Source organism: Mesorhizobium sp. P2_H9, assembly GCF_056403215.1.
In genome coordinates this window covers 76,955-94,453 of the sequence record NZ_JBFUFX010000020.1, presented here as the reverse complement: position 1 = coordinate 94,453, position 17,499 = coordinate 76,955, and the positions used below count along the sequence as shown (strand labels likewise).

The window sequence follows — 17,499 nt, the reverse complement described above, 5'->3', positions numbered from 1 at the left end:
CGGTCAGCCGGCCCCCGGCACTTCATTGCGCAAGATTGCTTGGCCGAACAACCGCAGGGAGCGCTTCCATGACGTCTGGGGTTCTCAACCTCGTGCTGATGCGGCTGGGGATCGCGGCCGTCACGCTTTTAATCGTGCTGTTCGCTGTGTTCTTCGCCACCAGCATGCTGCCAGGCGACACCGCATCGATCCTGCTCGGCCAGGCGGCTACTCCGGAAGCGGTCGCCGGCCTGCGCGAGGCCATGCATCTCAACGATCCGGCGATCCTGCGCTTTCTGCTCTGGCTTGTGGGACTGCTCCACGGCGACCTCGGCACGTCCTATGCCAATGAGATGCCGGTCGCGACACTGATCGGCGGACGCCTGGTCCACACCATGAAACTCGCGGGCATCACTACGCTGCTCTCGGTGCCCTTGGCGCTGACGCTCGGCATCACCGCCGCCATGCTACGAGGCTCCGTCTATGACCGCACCGTCACCATCCTGTCGATCGGCATCATCTCGGTGCCGGAATTCATGGTCGCGACACTCGCGGTCCTGCTCTTCGCCGTTTATCTCAAATGGCTGCCGGCGCTGTCCTCGGTCAACGAGGCGCATTCGCTGACCGACCTCGTGCGCATCTATGCAATGCCCGTGATCACGCTGACCTTCGTCATCTCCGCCCAGATGATCCGCATGACGCGCGCCGCGGTGATCGAAACGCTTTCCACGCCTTATGTGGAGATGGCGCTTCTGAAAGGTGCTTCGCGCGGCCGCATGGTGCTGAGGCACGCGCTTCCGAACGCTCTCGGCCCGATAGTCAACGCGGTCGCGCTCTCGCTGTCCTATCTGGTCGGCGGCGTCATCATCGTCGAGACGATCTTCAACTATCCCGGCGTCGCCAAGCTGATGGTCGATGCCGTCGCCACCCGCGACCTGCCGCTTATCCAGAGCTGCGCGATGATCTTCTGCCTCGGCTACCTCTTCCTCATCACCGCTGCCGACATCGTCGCCATCATGTCCAACCCGAGGCTCAGATGACGATGGCGCGCGCGACAACCCTCCGACGGTCCTTCCTGGGTCACAGCTACAGCCTCGTTGGCGTCGTGGCCGCGCTGGTCATCCTGGCCTGGACGCTCATCGCGATCCTGGCGCCTTACCTCATTCCCCATTCGATCGGCGACATTGTCGACGACGACTATTTCGGCCCGATGCGCCAGGGACTGTGGCTCGGCTCGGACTATCTTGGGCGCGATATGCTCTCGCGGGTTCTGATGGGCGCCCGCTACACGGTCGGCATATCGCTCGCCGCCGTCTCCATAGCGTGTTTCTCAGGTGTCGTGCTGGGGATGATGGCGGCCGTCACCGGTGGCTGGCTCGACACCTGCCTCAGCCGCTTCCTGGACGCCATGAACTCCATCCCCAGCAAGCTGTTCGGCCTTGTGGTCGTCGCCGCGGTCGGCTCGTCGATCCCGGTGCTGATCCTGACGCTCGCCGTCATCTACATCCCCGGCGCCTACCGCTTCGCGCGCGCGCTCGCCGTCAACATCAATACCATGGACTTCATCACCGTCGCCCGCGTCCGTGGCGAAAGCACCGCCTACCTCATCGGCTCCGAGATCCTGCCCAACATCATCCGCCCGGTGCTTGCCGACTTCGGCCTGCGCTTCGTCTTCATCGTGCTGTTGCTCTCCGGCCTGTCTTTCCTCGGGCTCGGCCTCCAGCCGCCGCTCGCCGACTGGGGCGCGCTGGTGCGCGAGAACATCGGCGCCCTGCCCTTCGCGGCCCCCGCCGTCATCGTGCCGTCGCTGGCAATCGCCAGCCTCACCATCAGCGTCAACCTGCTGATCGACAACCTGCCGCAGAAGATCAGGGACCGGGACGCATGAGCAATCTCGTCGAGGTCAGAAACCTGAGGATCGAGGCGAAGACCGACTCCGGACGGCTTGTCGAAATCATCAAGGGCGTCAGCTTCGACATCGCCGACGGCGAGATCGTTGCCCTGATCGGCGAGAGCGGCTCCGGCAAGACGACGGTAGCGCTCTCGCTCATGGGCTATGCACGGCCCGGCTGCCGGATCGTCGGCGGCGAGATCAATGTCAACGGCAAGAACATGGTTGCCCTTTCCGAAAAGGAACGCGCCAGGCTGCGGGGCACCGACATTGCCTATGTTCCGCAAAGTGCCGCCGCCTCTTTCAACCCCTCCTCCACGATCATGGAGCAGGTCATCGAGGTCACGCGCATCCACAAGCTGATGCCACCCGAGCAGGCGCGCCAGCGCGCGGTCGAGCTGTTCCGGGCCTTGTCGTTACCAGATCCCGAAGGGATCGGCGCGCGTTATCCGCACCAGGTTTCGGGCGGGCAATTGCAGCGGCTTGCCGCGGCCATGGCGCTCATCGGCGACCCCAAGCTGATGATCTTCGACGAGCCGACGACAGCACTCGACGTGACGACGCAGATCGACGTGCTGAAGGCATTCAAGTCGGTCATGCGGGCGGGCGGGATAGCGGGTGTCTATGTTTCCCACGACCTCGCGGTCGTCGCCCAGATCGCCGACCGCATCGTCGTGCTGAAAGGCGGCGAAGTGCAGGAGACCGGCACCACGGCGGCAATCCTTTCGGCCGCCCAGCACCCCTACACGCGCGAACTGCTGGCCGCCTTCGAACCGAAGCCGCGACAAGCACATGCAGACGCGGATGCCGGGACGAAACAGCTGCTGCGTATCGACAATGTGACGGCCGGCTATGGCGCGGTGCGGGATGACGGACTGCCGCTAATCCGCGCGGTCGATTCTGTCAGCCTCGTTGTCGAGAAAGGGCGCAATCTCGGCATCATCGGCGAATCCGGCTGCGGAAAGTCGACGCTGGCGCGCGTCATCGCCGGCATCCATCCGGCGGCCGCCGGTGATATCGTCTTCAACGGTGAGGAACTGCAGCGTGCCGCCAGGAAGCGCAGCCAGAACCAACTGCGCGAGATGCAGATTGTTTTCCAATATGCCGATACCGCGCTCAATCCGGCCAAGCCGGTAGAGGACATCATCTCCCGCCCGCTGGCCTTCTATCACCGGCTCGACAGGCAGGCGCGCTCGAAGCGCGTCGACGAACTGCTCGACATGGTGCGCCTGCCCAAGACGCTGCGCTACCGTCACCCATCGGAGCTCTCGGGCGGCCAGAAGCAGCGCGTGAACTTCGCGCGTGCGCTGGCGGCCGACCCCAAGCTCATCATCTGCGACGAAATCACCTCGGCGCTCGACACGGTGGTGGCAGCGGCCGTGATCGAGCTGCTCAAGGAGCTGCAGCGCGAGTTGGGACTCTCCTATATCTTTATCAGCCACGACCTCTCCGTCGTCGAGGCCATCTGCGACGAGATCATGGTCATGTACAATGGCGAGCGGGTGGAGCAGATCACGCCAGACAAGCTGACGGCGCCCACCCACCCCTATTCCAAGCTTCTGTTCTCTTCGGTGCCGAAGCTTGACCCGACCTGGCTCGACGGCCTCGTCCGCGACCCCGAACTCGTCAGCCAGTACGGCCACCGATAGAGCGGTTCGCCATTTCACGGAAACCGCGAAACGCTCTATCTGTTTCCTTTCTGGCGCAATTCCAAAGGGAAAGCGATGCGCGCTTTTCCCAGGAAAACCGCTTCACACTTTTCCTGGAATTGCTCTGATTTCCTGGAATTGCTCTGACTACATCGGAAACAGGCTGGGTAGCGGCATGTGCGCCTTGACGATGGGGGATTTCAGCACCACGAAGCTGAAATACTTGTCGATGCCGATATCCATGTCGGTCAGCCGCTCCATGATCGTCTGATACTCACTAATGCCGGAGGTCACGAATTTCATCAGATAGTCGTAGCCGCCCGACACAAGATGGCATTCGATGACCTGCTCGATCTTCTCCACGACAGCGAGAAAGCGGGCGAAGTCAATCTGACGATGGTTCTTCAAGGTGATTTCGGTGAACACGGTCAGCGTCTGGCCAAGCTTGCCGATATTGATCTGCGCGGAATAGCCTTCGATGTAGCCTTCCGACTGCAGTTTCTTGACCCGCATCAGGCACGGGCTCGGCGACAGATGCACCAGATCGGCCAGTTCCACATTGGTGATGCGGCCGTTCTTCTGCAACTCGTGAAGAATTCTGATGTCGATCCGATCCAGTTTCACGGCCGTCTCCGAAGAACGCATGCCGCAGCACAAAATGCTGCCCTGCCAACAACCATTGACACTACCACAGCCCGCTGCCCTGTCCATCCGAGCGGATACCCGCTGAATGGCAGGGACTCCCGATTCCGATGGCGCTTCCAGAATAAAATACTGCTTCGGCCTCAACTGCAGCAGCGGCTGCCTGCGCAAAGCACTAGATTGTAGCGTCAATGTAGAGAAGACCATGCCCGCGCCACTGCAGCAAATCGAGACATCCGGCGAACTGCCACGGTCCGCTGACGCGGTGGTGATCGGCGGTGGCATCGTGGGGGCCTTCGCAGCTTACTATCTGGCGAGGCGCGGCATGCAGGTTGCGCTTGTCGAAAAGGGACGCATCGGCGCCGAGCAATCCAGCAGGAACTGGGGATGGTGCCGCCAGCAGAACCGCGATGCCCGCGAGCTGCCGATGGCGACGCGAAGCCTCGATCTTTGGGAGCGTTTTGCCGCGGACGCCGGCGAGGATACCGGCTTCCGACGCTGCGGCTTGCTCTATCTTAGCAATGACGAGGCGGAACTGGCCGGCTGGGCGCGCTGGCGTGACTTCGCCCGCACGGCCGGTGTCACCACACATATGCTCGACAGCGCCGCGGCCAGTGAGCGAGGCCACGCCACGGGCCGGACCTGGAAGGGCGGCGTCTTCTCTCCAGCCGACGGCATCGCCGATCCATCGCAGGCTGCGCCCGCCGTCGCCCGCGCTATCCTCAAGCTCGGGAGCAGCGTGCACCAGAATTGCGCCGCGCGCGGCATTGAGACCGAGGGCGGGCGCGTGAGCGCCGTGGTTACGGAGAGCGGAACGATCCGAACCAAGGCGGTCGTGCTGGCTGGCGGCGCCTGGGCCTCCTCGTTTTGCCATCAGTTCGGTTTCCGCTTTCCGCAGGTGTCGGTCCGCTCCTCCATCCTGTCGGTTTCGCCGGGCGCAGAGGGCCTGCCGGATGCGCTTCACACGGCAACGATCTCGGCCACGCGTCGCAGCGGCGGCGGCTACACGCTCGCCATAAGCGGACGCGGCCGCGTGGACTTGACGCCGCAGCAGCTGCGTTTCTCGTCGCAATTCCTGCCGATGTTCCTGAAGCGGTGGCGAAGCATCGCACCCGGCGGGCTGGAAGGCATGCGTTCGGGCCACGAAACGCTACGGCGCTGGCGGCTCGACCGGCCGACGCCGATGGAGCGGATGCGCATCCTCGACCCGGCTCCGGACCAGGCGACGATCCGCTTGACCCACGCCCGCGCGCTTGAGCTGCTGCCGGCACTGCGCCAGACCAGGATCAGCGCGGCCTGGGCCGGCTACGTCGACAGCACACCGGACGGCGTGCCTGCCATTGGCGAAATCCAGACCATTCCGGGTTTCTTCCTGGCTGCCGGATTTTCGGGACACGGCTTCGGCATCGGGCCCGGCGCCGGGCATCTCGTCGCCGATCTGGTGACGGGAGCGGAGCCGATCGTCGATCCGACATCCTATGATCCCAGGCGCTTCGACGCTTCGGCCTGGGGCAAGGTCGCCGATTTCTAGGACGTGATCCATGCCATCCGTGCACGGCCTCCGGAACTGCATCAGCCGTTCCGGAGAAAAGCGCCGATAGGCGACGGCCGGACAGGCGCCTGCCCGCGAAACCGGCCGACGGCGTCGGGCATGCAGCCGGCTTGCGCCGCAACGAGCTCGACGGCAGCCAACTGGCAATAGCGCCCCTGGCAGCGCCCCATGCCGACTCGCGACAGCGACTTCACCCTGTTGGCTTCGCCGCCACCGAAAATCACGCTCTCTCGTATGTCTCCGGCACTCACGTTCTCGCAGCGGCAGACGATCGTGTCGTCGGGGAGTGCCCGCGCCATCGCTGCCGGCCAGGGAAAGGCCCGAGCCAGGCCGCGGGCAAAGCGCTCGAGCCGCGCGAGCTTGCGCAGATCGGCGCCGGCGGAGGGCGACGGATGTCCGAGATCGGCAAGGCATGCCGCCGCAGCGAGACGCCCAGCGATCTCAGCGCCGTCCGCGCCAAGAAGACGTACCCCATCGCCCGCAAGATGGACGCCGTTGCCGGCACGACCCATCTGGTCGGTCTTTGGCAGCCATTGCCGCCACTGTTCGTCATAGGTGAAGGCGCATCCCGCGAGGTCGGCCAGATGCGTCTCCGCCCGCAGGTGCCAGCCCATGCCAATCATGTCGCACAGGGTGAGACGCTGCCTTCCGCCCGCGTCGCGCCAGCGCATCGCGGTGACACCTTGTTCGTCGGCCTCGATCCGTTCGAGCGTCACGCCCGCGTGGTAGCGGCTGCCGAGCCTCGCCCGCAGGGCCAGACCACGCAGTGCGACGAACGGGCGGGCGGCAAGCTGCCAGAGCCCCCGCATCTGCTGATCCCAGGGAGAAGTGTCCAGCACCGCCGCCACATCCGCTCCAGCCTTGACGAGTTGGGCGCCGACCAGCGTCAGCAAAGGCCCCGATCCGAACAGCACGATGCGCCGCCCAAGCGCCACGCCCTGCGCCTTCAGCGCGATCTGCGCTGCGCCAAGGCTGTAGACGCCGGCGCTCTGCCAGCCCGGCACCGGAGCGACGCGGTCGGACGCGCCGGTGGCAAGGATCAGGCGGTCATAGAAGATCATCTGCACGCCGTCCTCCCCCAGCACGTGCAGCCGCCCCTCCTGCATTGCGATGACCGAGCTCGCCGCGCAATGGGTGAGGCGACCCTCTGCCGCCAGCCGGTCGAAGAGCGCATGCAGCGCATCCGCCTTCGCCGCCTCCGACCCGTAGAGCTGCTTCGCGGTGCGGCTGAACCCGGTGGGCGGGCGGCGATAGATCTGTCCGCCTGCGCGCTGCCCTTCGTCGATCACCACCGGGTGGAGCCCGGCCTCCACCAGCGTCGCGGCGGCCCTAATGCCAGCCGGGCCGGCGCCCACGATCACGATCCGCGGCGGCATGGTCCCGCTCACGGCCAGCTCTCCGGTGGCATCGTGCGCAACCGCATGCCTTCGCTGACAAGTGTCGAGCACGCCCGCAGGCGCGGTCCCTCGTCCTGCCATACCCAGCAATCCTGGCAGGCTCCCATCAGGCAGAAGCCGGCGCGCGGCTCGGGTCCGAACTCGGACTTTCGCAACGCGTGCCCAGACGCCAGCATCGCGGTCAGCACGGTGTCGCCCGCCAGTGCACTACGCATCTGCCCGTCGAGAAAGAAATGCAACTGCGCCCGGTCGCGCTCGGCCAGCCGGACGATGCGGCCGGCCGTGATCATTCCGCTGCCTCTCGCACGGTGCGAGGACGGGGCAATTCGGGGAACCGTTCGCAGACCGCATCGAACGCCGCCTGGACGCCTTCCGGTCCCGAGCGCCCCTTCATGCGACGGAAGATCTCCGTCTTGGCGAAAAACCGCCAGTGGATCGGCAAGTCCCGCAGTATGGCGGTCAGCAGGTCATAGGCGGCCGGCGTCCACTGCGCTTCGTAGCCATCGCGCTCCGGACCGAAATGAAAATGGCCGGCGGCTGGCCCCTGCCGCGCGCGCAGTCTCTCCGTCGCCTGCACGTCGACCTCGCCGTCGCGGATGACGACCCCATAGTCGCGCTCGGCAGCCGTTGGCGAGGCATAGCCACGCCGCACGTCCTGCGCGACGCGCCAGGGCTCGCGCTTATGCGGATCGCCGCGCCCGCCGCCTCCGGCGGAGCGGATATCGAGCACGTCCCCAGGCTGCAGCACCGCCGTGTCGATGTTGCCCAGCCGCCGCTCGTGCTCGGTTCCTGGATTGACGACCATGTCCGATAGGCCGGCCGCCTTGCCGCCCAGCACGCCCCACGGACGAAAGAAGCTGCGATCGCGGTTGCGCGCCGTGATCCTGGAGTCGGGGGCGAAGACACGGAAGGCCATCTCGGTCGCCAGGCCGCCGCGCCAGCGCCCTGCACCGCCGCTGTCCCTGGCGAGCCCGTATTTCACGAACTCGACCGGGGTCTCGGTCTCGGTGATCTCGATCGGCGTGTTCTTGAGATAGGCGGCATCGGCGCCCGACCCGTTGGTTCCGTCGCGATGCGGCATCGCGCCACCGCCGCCCACCACGGGATTCACCGCCGTGATGACAGTTTTGCTGGTTCGCTCGTCCGTGGTCATGACGTTGACGATGCAGTTGTTGCCGGCAGGTGCTGCGGGCAGGCGCTCCGGCACGGCTTGCGAGAAGGCCCCGAAGATGACCGACCGCAGCCGGGCGCAGGTGAGCGAGCGCATGCCCACCGCGGCGGGATGGACCGGATTGAGCACCGAACCTTCGGGCGTAATGCAGGTGAACGGCCTGGTGAGGCCCGTATTGAGCAGGAGCTTCGGGTTGAGTGTGTAAAGCACGTAATAGACGCCCACCAGCAGCATGGTGTGTCGCGGGTCGCCGCCTGAAGGTACGTTGAGCGAGGAGCCGAGCTGCGGATCGGAGCCGGTGAAGTCGAGCACCGCCTCGTCGCCTTTGATCGTCAGCGTCAGCTTCAGCCTGCAGGGATTGGCCTCGACCGAATCCTCGTCGGCATAATCGGCGAACTGCCATGTGCCGTCGGGCATGGCGCGCAGCACGTCGCGCGCCTGCGCCTCGGCATGGTCGAGAAGCGCGGAAACGCCCTCGATGAAGCCGGCCTTGCCGAACTTCCGCACCATCGCCTGGATCTTACGTTCACCGGTGTTGAGCGCGCCGACCAGCGCCTTGATGTCGCCGATGTTGAGGTCGGGCTTGCGCACATTGGTGCTCATGATCCGCAGGATCGTTTCATCGAAGACGCCCTCGTTCACCAGCTTCATGGGCGGAAAGCGGATGCCTTCCTGATGGATTTCGGTCAGCGCCCGGCTGAGCGAAGCTGGCACCGCGCCACCCATGTCGGTGTTATGGATGTGCCCTCCGGTCCAGGCGACGGTCTCGCCGTCGACGAAGACCGGCTTCCACAGATGCGTGTCGGGCGCGTGCGTGGCGACGTGGCCGGAATAGGGATCGTTGGTGAACGCAACGTCCCCCGGCCTGTAGTCGTCGACCATCGCGATCGCGCGGTGATATGAAAGCCCCGGATACCAGGTGGCGCCGAGTTCCATCGGCACGGCGAAGGTCGCGCCTGAACGGTCCATCAGCATCACCGTAAAATCCTGCGTCTCCTTGACGAAGGCGGAGTGCGCGGTGCGGTGCAGCGTATGGGCCATGTTCTCGGCGGCCGCGCGGGCGTGGTTCGCCAGAACCTGAAGGTTTGTCCGGTCAAACATGGCTTTACTCCGGGAAGGTCAGCAAAAGGTTGAGGTGACGGTCGACCCTTGCCTGTGCTCCCGCGGGAATGGCGAAGGTGGTGTCTTCCTGCACGACCACGGCAGGACCGTGGAACGTGCTGCCGGACACGAGGGCCTGCCGCTCGTAGAGGTCGACGGTCTGGACGCTCAGGCCGGTGTAGACCGGGAGCCGACGCGCCGGGATGGCCGAGCCGCCGATCTCGTCGATCTCCGGGAAGGAGAGCTTCGGCCCCGCGCCTACGGCGGATAGCCGGACATTCACAAGTTCTATCTCGCCGTTCGGATCGTGGAAATCGTAGAGCTGCTGATGGGTGAGGTGGAAGGCCTGTGCGATGGCGGCCGCATTCCCGTCGGTCAGCCATTCCGGCTGAAGGGCGACCTCGATTTCATAACTTTGTCCGACATAGCGCATGTCGCAGGAGAGGTTGAGCTCCGCCTCCCCGTCATGACCTTGCTCCGCAAGCCAGTCGCGCCCCTCTTGCGCGAGAGCCTCGAAAGTCTCGCGAATTCCGGGGAGCGACGTGCCCGACAGGGGGCTGAAGATGGTGCGAATGAAGTCTCCGCGCAGATCAGCCACCAGCCCGCCCAGCGCTGACACCACGCCAGGGCGGCGGGGCGCAATGACGCGCCTCATCCCGAGTTCGCGGGCAAGGAAGGCGCCGAGCATGGGGCCGCCGCCGCCGAAGGGCATCAGCGTGAAATCGCGCAAGTCGACGCCGGTGCGCGAGGCGAGTTTCTCGACCTCGACGAACATTTCCGACACCGCGATGTCGAGGATCGCCTGCGCGGTCTGCTCGATCGGGCGGCCGAGCCGGGCGGCAAGATCGCCGACCGCGCGATGCGCCAGTCCGGTATCGATCCTGAGCTGGCCGTAGGCCATCTCGCTGTGGCCAAGCCATCCGCATGCCACCATGGCGTCCGTCACCGTCGCCCGCTCGCCACCCCGGCCGTAGCATGCCGGTCCTGGCGTCGAACCTGCCGACTCCGGTCCGACGCGCAGCACCCCTTGCGCGTCGACACTGGCGATCGAGCCGCCGCCGACGCCGATCGAGCTCACCGACACGGAAGGGATATGCAGTGGAAATTCGCCGATCAGTTCACCGGTTCCGAATTGCGCCTCGCCGCCGATGATGAGCGCGAAGTCGGCCGAGGTGCCGCCAATGTCGAGAGTAAGAATCTTGTCTTCGCCTGCCTGACGCGCCAGCCACGAGGCGCCGATGACGCCGGAGGCCGTTCCCGACAAGAGCATGTTCACGCAGGCACGCTTGCCTTCGGCAGCGTTCATCAGCCCACCGTTCGACTTCGTCAGCATCGGGCGGGCCGGCACGCCGCGGTCCTTCAGCCGCTCTTCCAGCGCCGTCAGGTAGCCCGAGACGCGCGGATGGACATAGCCGTTGAGAATGGCGGTCGAGCTGCGCTCGTATTCGCGGATGACCGGCCACACCTCAGCCGAGGAGAAGACGAAGAGGTCTGGCGCGAGACGCGCGATCGTCGCCTTGACGGCGGCCTCCTGCGCGGCATTGCGCCATGAATGGAGGAAGGAGACGATGATCCCCAGCGCCCCATTCGCTTTCGCTGCCGCCACCGCCCTGGCCACCGCCGCCATGTCCGGTGCCTTGGATTCGCTTCCATCGGCACGCATGCGAACCGGAATGCCGAACACCATGTCGCGAGAGATCAGCGGGTCCGGGCGCGAGCAGAACAGCGAATACATGTCCGGCATGCGCAGCCGTGCGAGTTCGATCACGTCCTCGAAGCCCGCATTGGTGAACAGCGCCAGCGGCGCGCCCTTGCGCTGGATGATCGTGTTGATGCCGACGGTGGTGCCGTGCACGAAGCGCGTCATGAGCGTAGGATCAAAACCTTCGCGTTCGGCCAGAAGGGTGAGGCCGGTCATCAGTTCGGCACCCGGATCTTCCGGCGTCGTCAGCACTTTCAGCGAGGCGACCCGTCCGGAACGGGCTTCAAGCGCGCAGAAATCGATGAATGTCCCGCCAATATCGACGCCGACCTTCCAGTCGGCCCCGCTTTTCGCCGCATCCGCCGCGATGGCACTGTCCATGATGCGTCCCTTCCTGTCTGCCAAAGGCAAAACTGGCATGACTGGATGGTGCGGGTCCAAGACGTATGATGAGCAAGGATATAAGTCTTGCTTATGCGTTCGCGCGATGCTCATCCAGGACGGCGGAACAGGCGGCGCGGATTTCGTCGCGCATCATCTCATCGGCCCGCGAAAGAGGCCGTGTGCGCGAGGTCAGCAGCGCGATCGGAAATTCCGGCCCCGCGGCGAGCGGCCTGACGGCAAGCCCGGCAAACTGGTGCCACGGCAACAGCGCATCGACCAGCGCGATGCCCAAGCCAGCCTGGACGAAGCCGACGGCGGAGATGGATACGTCGATCTCGAGCGACGGCGAAAGCACCACGCCCTGTGCGCGGGCCGCATGGGCCAGTTCGTCGGCGGGACGGGTGTTGCCACGATAGGATATCAACTCCTCGCCGGCGAGATCGGCGAGCGTCAGCGCGGTTTTCCCGACCAAAGCATGCCCTGCGGGCAGCAGGCATGAGAAGCCGACGCTGCCGATCACTTCCGCCTCGACATCGGGAGGCAGGCGGTCGTCCATGGCCACGCCGAGGCTGGCATCACCGGCGCGCAGCATGTCGATGATGGCGGAGATCGGCGCGCTATGAGCACGCAACATTATGTTGGGATGCTGGACCCGGAATTCGGTGAACGCACGCGGCAAGATAGCCATGGCCGGCGGCGGTGAAGCCGCGACCCGCACCAGCCCGGTCCGGCCCAGACGCAGGTCGGTGGTCTTGCGGCGCAGGCCCTCCAGCCCCGCCGACAACCTCTCGGCATCAGGGAAGATCTCGAGCGCCTCCGGGGTCGGTCGTAACCGACCCTTCACCCGCTCGAACAGGGTGAAGCCGAGTTCGTCCTCGGCGTGGAGCAGTATCTGGCTCAAAGCGGGCTGGGAGATGTTCAGCATCCGCGCCGCAGCGGTCACGGTGCCCGCGCGCATGACGGCGATGAACACTTCGAGCTGCCGGGCCCGCATGGCCACTCCATAGGTAAAGCTTATGGCTTCTGTCCAAACCCATCTTTGACGCAATGCCGGGGCACCGACAAGATGGATACATCCAAGGATCAGCTGCTCTACGCTAAGGAACGACTATGGATGTGATCGTGCTGGGCGGCGGCCTGATGGGGACGGCTTCGGCCTATTTCCTCGCCAGGCGCGGCGCGCGCGTGACGCTTATCGAGCGCAACCGGATCGGCACCGGAGCAACCGTCGCTTCCTTTGGCAACATCCGGCGCACCGGACGCCATCTCTCCCAGCTTCCGCTGGCCCACCGCTCGCTCAGGCTGTGGGGCGAGGCCGAGAAGATGCTTGGCCGCGACGTGGAATTCCGCGCTACCGGCCATATCCGGCTGATCTTCGATGAAGATAGCCTCGCCGACATGCGGGCCTACGCCAAGGCGGCGCGCCCCGAGGGGCTTGAACTGGAGGAACTCGGTCCACGCGAGATTCGTGCCCGCTTTCCCGGCCTCGGCCCCGAAGCGATCGCGGCGTCGTTCTCTCCGCAAGATGGCAGCGGCAATCCGCGGCTGATCGCGCCTGCCTTTGCCGAGGCAGCCCGCAAGCTGGGCGCGGAGATCATCGAAAGAGCGGAGGTCGAGACGATCACTCACACGGGCTCCGGTTTCCTTGTCGCCAGCTCGAAAGGTAAATTCGCCGCCGGCTGTCTGCTCAACACCGCCGGAGCCTGGGGCGCGCGCATCGCAGCGCAGTTCGGCGAAGAGGTCCCGCTCGACGCCTATGGCCCGCAGATGGGCGTGACCGAGCCGCTGCCGCATCGGATCCTGCCAGTGGTCGGCATCTGGACGCGCGACAAGGACTATGGCGCCTATCTGCGCCAGGTCGAGCGCGGCAACATCGTCTTCGGCGGCGCGGCCGAAAGGGTGCCGGTGGACCTCGATCCAGGCCACGCGGCCGCCGACCCAATGCGCCTGCCGACGCAGCTGCGCGCCGTAGCGCGACTGCTGCCGGCGATCGCCCAGGCTACGGTCATCCGCACCTGGTCCGGTTGCGAGGGATATGTCAGGGACATGCTGCCGGTCATGGGGCGCTCGGCGACGACGCCTGGCCTGTTCTACGCCTTCGGCTTCAGCGGACACGGCTTCCAGCTTGGTCCGGGCGTGGGCGACGCCATGGCCGAACTCATCACGACCGACCGTTGCGAAACGCCGCTCGACGACTTCAGGGTCGATCGCTTCGCCAGCGCAGCCTGAACGAGCAGAAAAAACGGAGGCGTAGCGAGATTTGGGCGTGGCGTCGGAGCTCGGTCCTAGCCACTCTCACACACTCGCTGCGAGTGCCTTCCAACGGGAGGCAGGAACTCTTCCCGACTGAGCCGCCTCATCGTGACAAAGAGAGTACTGTCAGGTGCACACGGTTGGCCATCAAGGCGTCAAATACCGCCGCCCGCAACGCGGAAGTGCTCTCGCCGTAGTTCGCGTCTCCCGTTCGGTCCTTTCTGACCCGCCGATTTGCACCATTGGCGCGACGTTCCAACTGCGCATATTTCAAGCCACGCCATCGACCTTGTTCAGGAACACGCGAAGCTGCTGCGGGTCCATATGCACGACGTGCCTGTCTTCGGGATAGGCGAGGCTGTTGACGTCTGCGACATATTCGGAGAACGCGGCGATGCGCTCCGCCTGCAAGCGATCATATTCGGCGGCGAAATTGCGATAGACCTTGGAGTGACGAGGCATGTGACCACGGTTCTGGCCAAGAATGTCGTCGGCGAACAGATATTGCGCGTCGCAGCCGCTGCCCGCCCCCATCGACAGCATGATCAGCGACGTCCGCTCCGAGATCGCTTTCGCCACCTCGACCGGAACCACCTCGATCTCGGCGCCGATGGCGCCGGCGGCCTCATACTGCTTCACCGCCTCGAAGATCTGCATAGCGGTATCGGCGGTCTTGCCGACCGCCTTGAAGCCGCCCGTCCAGGTCGCGCGCGAAGGAATGAGGCCGACATGGCCGATTACCGGTATGGCGTCATCGGCCAGCCGCTTGACGGTGGCAAAGCCGGCGCTGCAATAGACCGCGTCGGCACTCGCCTTGTAGACCCGGAACGCCCAGCGGATGAAATCGTCAGCGGTGCCGATCTCATAGAAATTTTCGCCCGGCATGGTGAACAGGCTGGGCGCCGCATCGCGATACTGCGGATTAAGCACCAGTTCCGGCGGCACCGAAACGATGTCGACCCCTGCCCGCTCGGCGGCCTCGGCCTCGTCCATCGTCATCACGCGCAGCATGGTCAACTGGCGCTTGCCCTTCATGGCGCGCAAATCCGCCACAGTCGGTCTTTTCCGGCTCATCGATTTTGCTTCCTCGTGTTGCGGCTACGGCAGGCCGGTCAGCTGATGTCGATCATCACTTTGCCAGCCTCGACCTTGACTGCATAGGTCCTGAGATTGACGCAGACAGGCGCGCCCTTGGCGGCGCCTGTCTTGTAGTTGAAGCGGCCGTTGTGCTTGGGGCATTCGATGATGTCGTCCATGACCAGCCCGTCGGCAAGATGCGTGTTCTCATGCGTGCAAAATCCGTCGGTGGCAAAGAATTCGTCATCGGGCGAGCGATAGATCGCGAAGCTGCGCCCGCCATGGTCGAAGCGGATGACATCCTCTTCGTCGACAGCGTCGACGGCGCACGCTTCAACCCAGTCAGCCATTTTTGTCTCCTGCTGAGGCCGCAAGCCTATTCCGCCGCTGCCGACATATTCAACTCGTGGAATTCGCCCCGATAGGGTCGCGCCGTCGCCGGCAATTCGCGCTTGAGGAAATAGTCCTCGTATTTGAGCTGCTTGAGCATCACCGGCCAGACCTCGCGATAGGCATGCCACATCGACGGGTTGGGCTCCGGCAGATCGTGCTTGATCAACTCATGCAGCCGGGGCAGCGCATGATAGGGCACCATCGGGAACATGTGATGCTCCACATGGTAGTTCATGTTCCAGTAGATGAAGCGGCTGATCGGGTTCATGTAGACGGTGCGGGTGTTGAGCCGATGGTCGACGACATTGTCGGCGAGGCCGATATGCTGCAGCAGGCCGGTCAGCACCATGTGCCAGCTGCCGTAGAGGCGCGGCAGGCCGATGATCATCAGCGGCAGGAACGACCACATATAGAGCGCCAGCGCGATGGTCGCGACGTAGATGGCAACATGCCAGCGTGCGGCGGTGATGACCTTGGGCTGCTCCATCTCGGGGATGTAGCTCTTCTCGTCGGGCGAGATGTTGCCGAGGGCGTTTCGCACCAGGGTCGGCAGCGAATAGCGGAAATCGAGAATGCCGGTGAAGGCAAGGGCGGCGCGCAGCAGGTCCGGCGGCCGCATCACCGCGATCTCGGCATCGCGGCCGACGATGATCGTGTCGGTGTGGTGGCGGGCATGGCTCCAGCGCCAGGTCACCGGATTGCGCACCACCATGAAGCTGGCGATCTGATAGATCGCATCGTTCATCCAGCGCGTCCTGAACGCGGTGCCATGACCGCATTCGTGCCAGCGCGAGTCGCTGGAGGAGCCGTAGAGCAGGCCATAGACGAAGAAGAAGGGTACGCACCACCAGCTGCCCCAGAACCAGATGCCACCGGCGGCGGAACCCAAGATGGCAACGATCCAGATGATGGTGTCGCGGATCGCCGGGCCGTCCGAGCGCTGCATCAGCTCCTTCATCGCCTTGCGCGAGACATCGGTGTGATACCATTCGGCCGAAGCCAGCCCGGTCTCGATCGCCCGCCGTGTGCTTTCGCCGACCAGGCTGTAATCGCGCTTGTTCTCCGTCACATCGACCTCCGATTTCCGGCCCGCCAGCCGACGTTTTGCAACCCGGTCATGCCCGGCCCGCCAATTTTGGGAAATTGCCCGACGGCCTCGGGTATTCCTCGCGCGGCTGCTGCGCGATGCCAGCGATCCGGCGCTCGGCAGCGATGATCTCATCAGTGCCGTCGAGCACGCGAAACACCGCATCGTAGGAGCGGCTTTCGCCATGCTCCAGCCAGATCATCTCGCCGCGTTCGCGCGCCGCCAGATTGCCGAGCACATGATGCGTCGAGGGTTCGATGCCCAGTGCATACTGGCCGGCCTGGAAATTCTGCCATTGATAGACGCACGGCAACTGGTCCTTGCGCGTCACCACTTCGAAGCCGAGGCCGAGCCGGTCGTTGACCACCGCCACCGGCACCTCCCCGGCGGCATTGGCCGCCATTTCATGCTGCCAGACCTGCTCGCTGAACCCCAGCTGCGGCGCCGGCATCGTGCGGTAGCCGACTTTCTGCGCCTCATAGCGCTCGCCGGCATGTCCGGCCCAGACGACATCCTTGATCGGCGCCAGATAGCGCGACCCCTCGTCGAGCAAGGGATGGCTGACATTGATGTGATAGAAATACATATGCGGCGTGCGGTTGAAGCCGTGATTGACGACGCGGTCTGAAAGCCGGATCTCGTTGCCGCCGACATCGGCCTCGATGCGGCGCAACAGGTGCAGATCCTCGCCGAACACCGTCGACTGCTGGACCATCGCCTCGGCCCACAGCACGCAACGGTCGCCGTCCCAGGCCTCGCCATAGCCGGTCAGCCGCGCCGGGATGGTGCCGATGCGGCCATGCAGCGAATGGATCACGCTCTTCTTGCCGGGGTAGTTGTAGGTGTCGGCCGGCACTTCATCGCGGCCGAGAATATGGTCGAGACCGCAGGTCAAAAGCAGACCGGAAAACGAACGCGCCCAGGCAAGGCCTTGCTCGCCTTCATAGTCGTGCAGGCCGGGATGGCGGAAGCCGCTCGGCGAATGCCAGCCGATCGCCTGGCCCCTGAAGTCGCAGTCGGCGATATCGAGCGCCCGGTCGACCAGCGCGGTGAAGCGCAGGCCGGAGCCGGTGCGGAATTCGAGCATGCGGATGCCGCGCTCGACGCCGTCGCCGAGCGTCATCAGCCGCACGCCGGCAAATTGCGAAAGCATGCCCGAACGTTCGCTGACTTGTCGGCGCGAAAGTGTCTTGCCGTAAAGCTCTACCATCTGCCGGCCGC

15 protein-coding genes are annotated in these 17,499 nt (G+C 64.9%); 5 read left to right on the top strand and 10 right to left on the bottom strand.

The genetic code is table 11. The features are described 5' to 3' along the window. The first annotated feature begins 68 nt into the window (after positions 1-68). The 3 genes from AC1DXN_RS28975 to AC1DXN_RS28965 are packed head-to-tail and all read left to right on the top strand — an operon-like array spanning position 69 to position 3,519. The gene (locus AC1DXN_RS28975) at positions 69-1,019 is read left to right on the top strand and encodes an ABC transporter permease (protein ID WP_477277941.1); all 951 of its coding nucleotides are present in this window, start codon (positions 69-71) and stop codon (positions 1,017-1,019) included. Further along, on the top strand, positions 1,016-1,867 hold the full coding sequence (locus AC1DXN_RS28970; RefSeq protein WP_477277939.1) for an ABC transporter permease: 852 nt from the start codon (positions 1,016-1,018) through the stop codon (positions 1,865-1,867). Before AC1DXN_RS28975 ends, AC1DXN_RS28970 begins: the two co-directional genes overlap by 4 nt. Further along, positions 1,864-3,519 (top strand): ABC transporter ATP-binding protein, encoded by a 1,656-nt coding sequence (locus AC1DXN_RS28965; RefSeq protein ID WP_477277937.1) that lies wholly within the window; start codon positions 1,864-1,866, stop codon positions 3,517-3,519. The genes AC1DXN_RS28970 and AC1DXN_RS28965 overlap by 4 nt, the downstream gene beginning before the upstream one ends. A gap of 147 nt (positions 3,520-3,666) precedes the next feature. Here AC1DXN_RS28965 and AC1DXN_RS28960 read toward each other — a convergent pair whose 3' ends face one another. Beyond that, complete coding sequence (locus AC1DXN_RS28960; RefSeq protein ID WP_107648477.1) at positions 3,667-4,143, bottom strand: Lrp/AsnC family transcriptional regulator; 477 nt, start codon at positions 4,141-4,143, stop codon at positions 3,667-3,669. Between the two features lie 223 nt (positions 4,144-4,366). Here AC1DXN_RS28960 and AC1DXN_RS28955 point away from each other — a divergent pair, with 223 nt between their 5' ends. Then, positions 4,367-5,692, top strand: coding sequence for an NAD(P)/FAD-dependent oxidoreductase (locus AC1DXN_RS28955; RefSeq protein ID WP_477277935.1), 1,326 nt, complete (start codon positions 4,367-4,369; stop codon positions 5,690-5,692). Positions 5,693-5,733: 41 nt separating this feature from the next. On the opposite strand, the gene AC1DXN_RS28950 is transcribed toward AC1DXN_RS28955, so the two are convergent. From AC1DXN_RS28950 to AC1DXN_RS28930, 5 genes are all read right to left on the bottom strand, one after another. Continuing rightward, on the bottom strand, positions 5,734-7,089 hold the full coding sequence (locus AC1DXN_RS28950) for an FAD/NAD(P)-dependent oxidoreductase (protein WP_477277969.1): 1,356 nt from the start codon (positions 7,087-7,089) through the stop codon (positions 5,734-5,736). A gap of 8 nt (positions 7,090-7,097) precedes the next feature. Further along, complete coding sequence (locus AC1DXN_RS28945; RefSeq protein ID WP_477277933.1) at positions 7,098-7,400, bottom strand: (2Fe-2S)-binding protein; 303 nt, start codon at positions 7,398-7,400, stop codon at positions 7,098-7,100. After that, positions 7,397-9,382 carry a hydantoinase B/oxoprolinase family protein gene (locus tag AC1DXN_RS28940; RefSeq protein WP_477277931.1) on the bottom strand — a complete coding sequence of 662 codons (1,986 nt, stop codon included), beginning with the start codon at positions 9,380-9,382 and terminating at the stop codon, positions 7,397-7,399. The genes AC1DXN_RS28945 and AC1DXN_RS28940 overlap by 4 nt, the downstream gene beginning before the upstream one ends. Before the next feature lie 4 nt (positions 9,383-9,386). Beyond that, on the bottom strand, positions 9,387-11,465 hold the full coding sequence (locus tag AC1DXN_RS28935) for a hydantoinase/oxoprolinase family protein (protein ID WP_477277929.1): 2,079 nt from the start codon (positions 11,463-11,465) through the stop codon (positions 9,387-9,389). 91 nt (positions 11,466-11,556) lie between these two features. After that, positions 11,557-12,462, bottom strand: a complete 906-nt coding sequence (locus AC1DXN_RS28930) for a LysR substrate-binding domain-containing protein (RefSeq protein ID WP_477277927.1) — start codon at positions 12,460-12,462, stop codon at positions 11,557-11,559. A 116-nt stretch (positions 12,463-12,578) separates the two neighbouring features. Here AC1DXN_RS28930 and AC1DXN_RS28925 point away from each other — a divergent pair, with 116 nt between their 5' ends. Continuing rightward, positions 12,579-13,697 (top strand): NAD(P)/FAD-dependent oxidoreductase, encoded by a 1,119-nt coding sequence (locus tag AC1DXN_RS28925; RefSeq protein ID WP_477277925.1) that lies wholly within the window; start codon positions 12,579-12,581, stop codon positions 13,695-13,697. 294 nt (positions 13,698-13,991) lie between these two features. Here the strand turns inward: AC1DXN_RS28925 and AC1DXN_RS28920 are convergent, their stop codons facing one another. From AC1DXN_RS28920 to AC1DXN_RS28905, 4 genes are read right to left on the bottom strand one after another with little or no spacing between them, the layout of a single operon-like run. Next, entirely contained in the window at positions 13,992-14,795 is an 804-nt protein-coding gene (locus tag AC1DXN_RS28920; RefSeq protein ID WP_477277923.1) for a 3-methyl-2-oxobutanoate hydroxymethyltransferase, read from the bottom strand. A gap of 38 nt (positions 14,796-14,833) precedes the next feature. Further along, entirely contained in the window at positions 14,834-15,148 is a 315-nt protein-coding gene (locus AC1DXN_RS28915) for a MocE family 2Fe-2S type ferredoxin (protein WP_477277921.1), read from the bottom strand. Positions 15,149-15,174: 26 nt separating this feature from the next. Continuing rightward, a complete protein-coding gene (locus AC1DXN_RS28910; RefSeq protein ID WP_477277919.1) occupies positions 15,175-16,260 on the bottom strand; it encodes a fatty acid desaturase family protein in 1,086 nt (361 codons plus the stop codon). 46 nt (positions 16,261-16,306) lie between these two features. Continuing rightward, positions 16,307-17,488, bottom strand: coding sequence for an aldose 1-epimerase family protein (locus tag AC1DXN_RS28905; RefSeq protein ID WP_477277917.1), 1,182 nt, complete (start codon positions 17,486-17,488; stop codon positions 16,307-16,309). Positions 17,489-17,499: the final 11 nt, after the last annotated feature.

Bases quoted from the DNA above. Each gene is read 5' to 3' on its own strand.
- AC1DXN_RS28925 (WP_477277925.1), top strand. From the start codon at position 12,579: ATGGATGTGATCGTGCTGGGCGGCGGCCTGATGGGGACGGCTTCGGCC.
- AC1DXN_RS28935 (WP_477277929.1), bottom strand. From the start codon at position 11,465: ATGGACAGTGCCATCGCGGCGGATGCGGCGAAAAGCGGGGCCGACTGG.
- AC1DXN_RS28970 (WP_477277939.1), top strand. From the start codon at position 1,016: ATGACGATGGCGCGCGCGACAACCCTCCGACGGTCCTTCCTGGGTCAC.
- AC1DXN_RS28915 (WP_477277921.1), bottom strand. From the start codon at position 15,148: ATGGCTGACTGGGTTGAAGCGTGCGCCGTCGACGCTGTCGACGAAGAG.
- AC1DXN_RS28975 (WP_477277941.1), top strand. From the start codon at position 69: ATGACGTCTGGGGTTCTCAACCTCGTGCTGATGCGGCTGGGGATCGCG.
- AC1DXN_RS28945 (WP_477277933.1), bottom strand. From the start codon at position 7,400: ATGATCACGGCCGGCCGCATCGTCCGGCTGGCCGAGCGCGACCGGGCG.
- AC1DXN_RS28905 (WP_477277917.1), bottom strand. From the start codon at position 17,488: ATGGTAGAGCTTTACGGCAAGACACTTTCGCGCCGACAAGTCAGCGAA.
- AC1DXN_RS28930 (WP_477277927.1), bottom strand. From the start codon at position 12,462: ATGCGGGCCCGGCAGCTCGAAGTGTTCATCGCCGTCATGCGCGCGGGC.
- AC1DXN_RS28965 (WP_477277937.1), top strand. From the start codon at position 1,864: ATGAGCAATCTCGTCGAGGTCAGAAACCTGAGGATCGAGGCGAAGACC.
- AC1DXN_RS28920 (WP_477277923.1), bottom strand. From the start codon at position 14,795: ATGAGCCGGAAAAGACCGACTGTGGCGGATTTGCGCGCCATGAAGGGC.
- AC1DXN_RS28940 (WP_477277931.1), bottom strand. From the start codon at position 9,382: ATGTTTGACCGGACAAACCTTCAGGTTCTGGCGAACCACGCCCGCGCG.
- AC1DXN_RS28950 (WP_477277969.1), bottom strand. From the start codon at position 7,089: ATGCCGCCGCGGATCGTGATCGTGGGCGCCGGCCCGGCTGGCATTAGG.
- AC1DXN_RS28955 (WP_477277935.1), top strand. From the start codon at position 4,367: ATGCCCGCGCCACTGCAGCAAATCGAGACATCCGGCGAACTGCCACGG.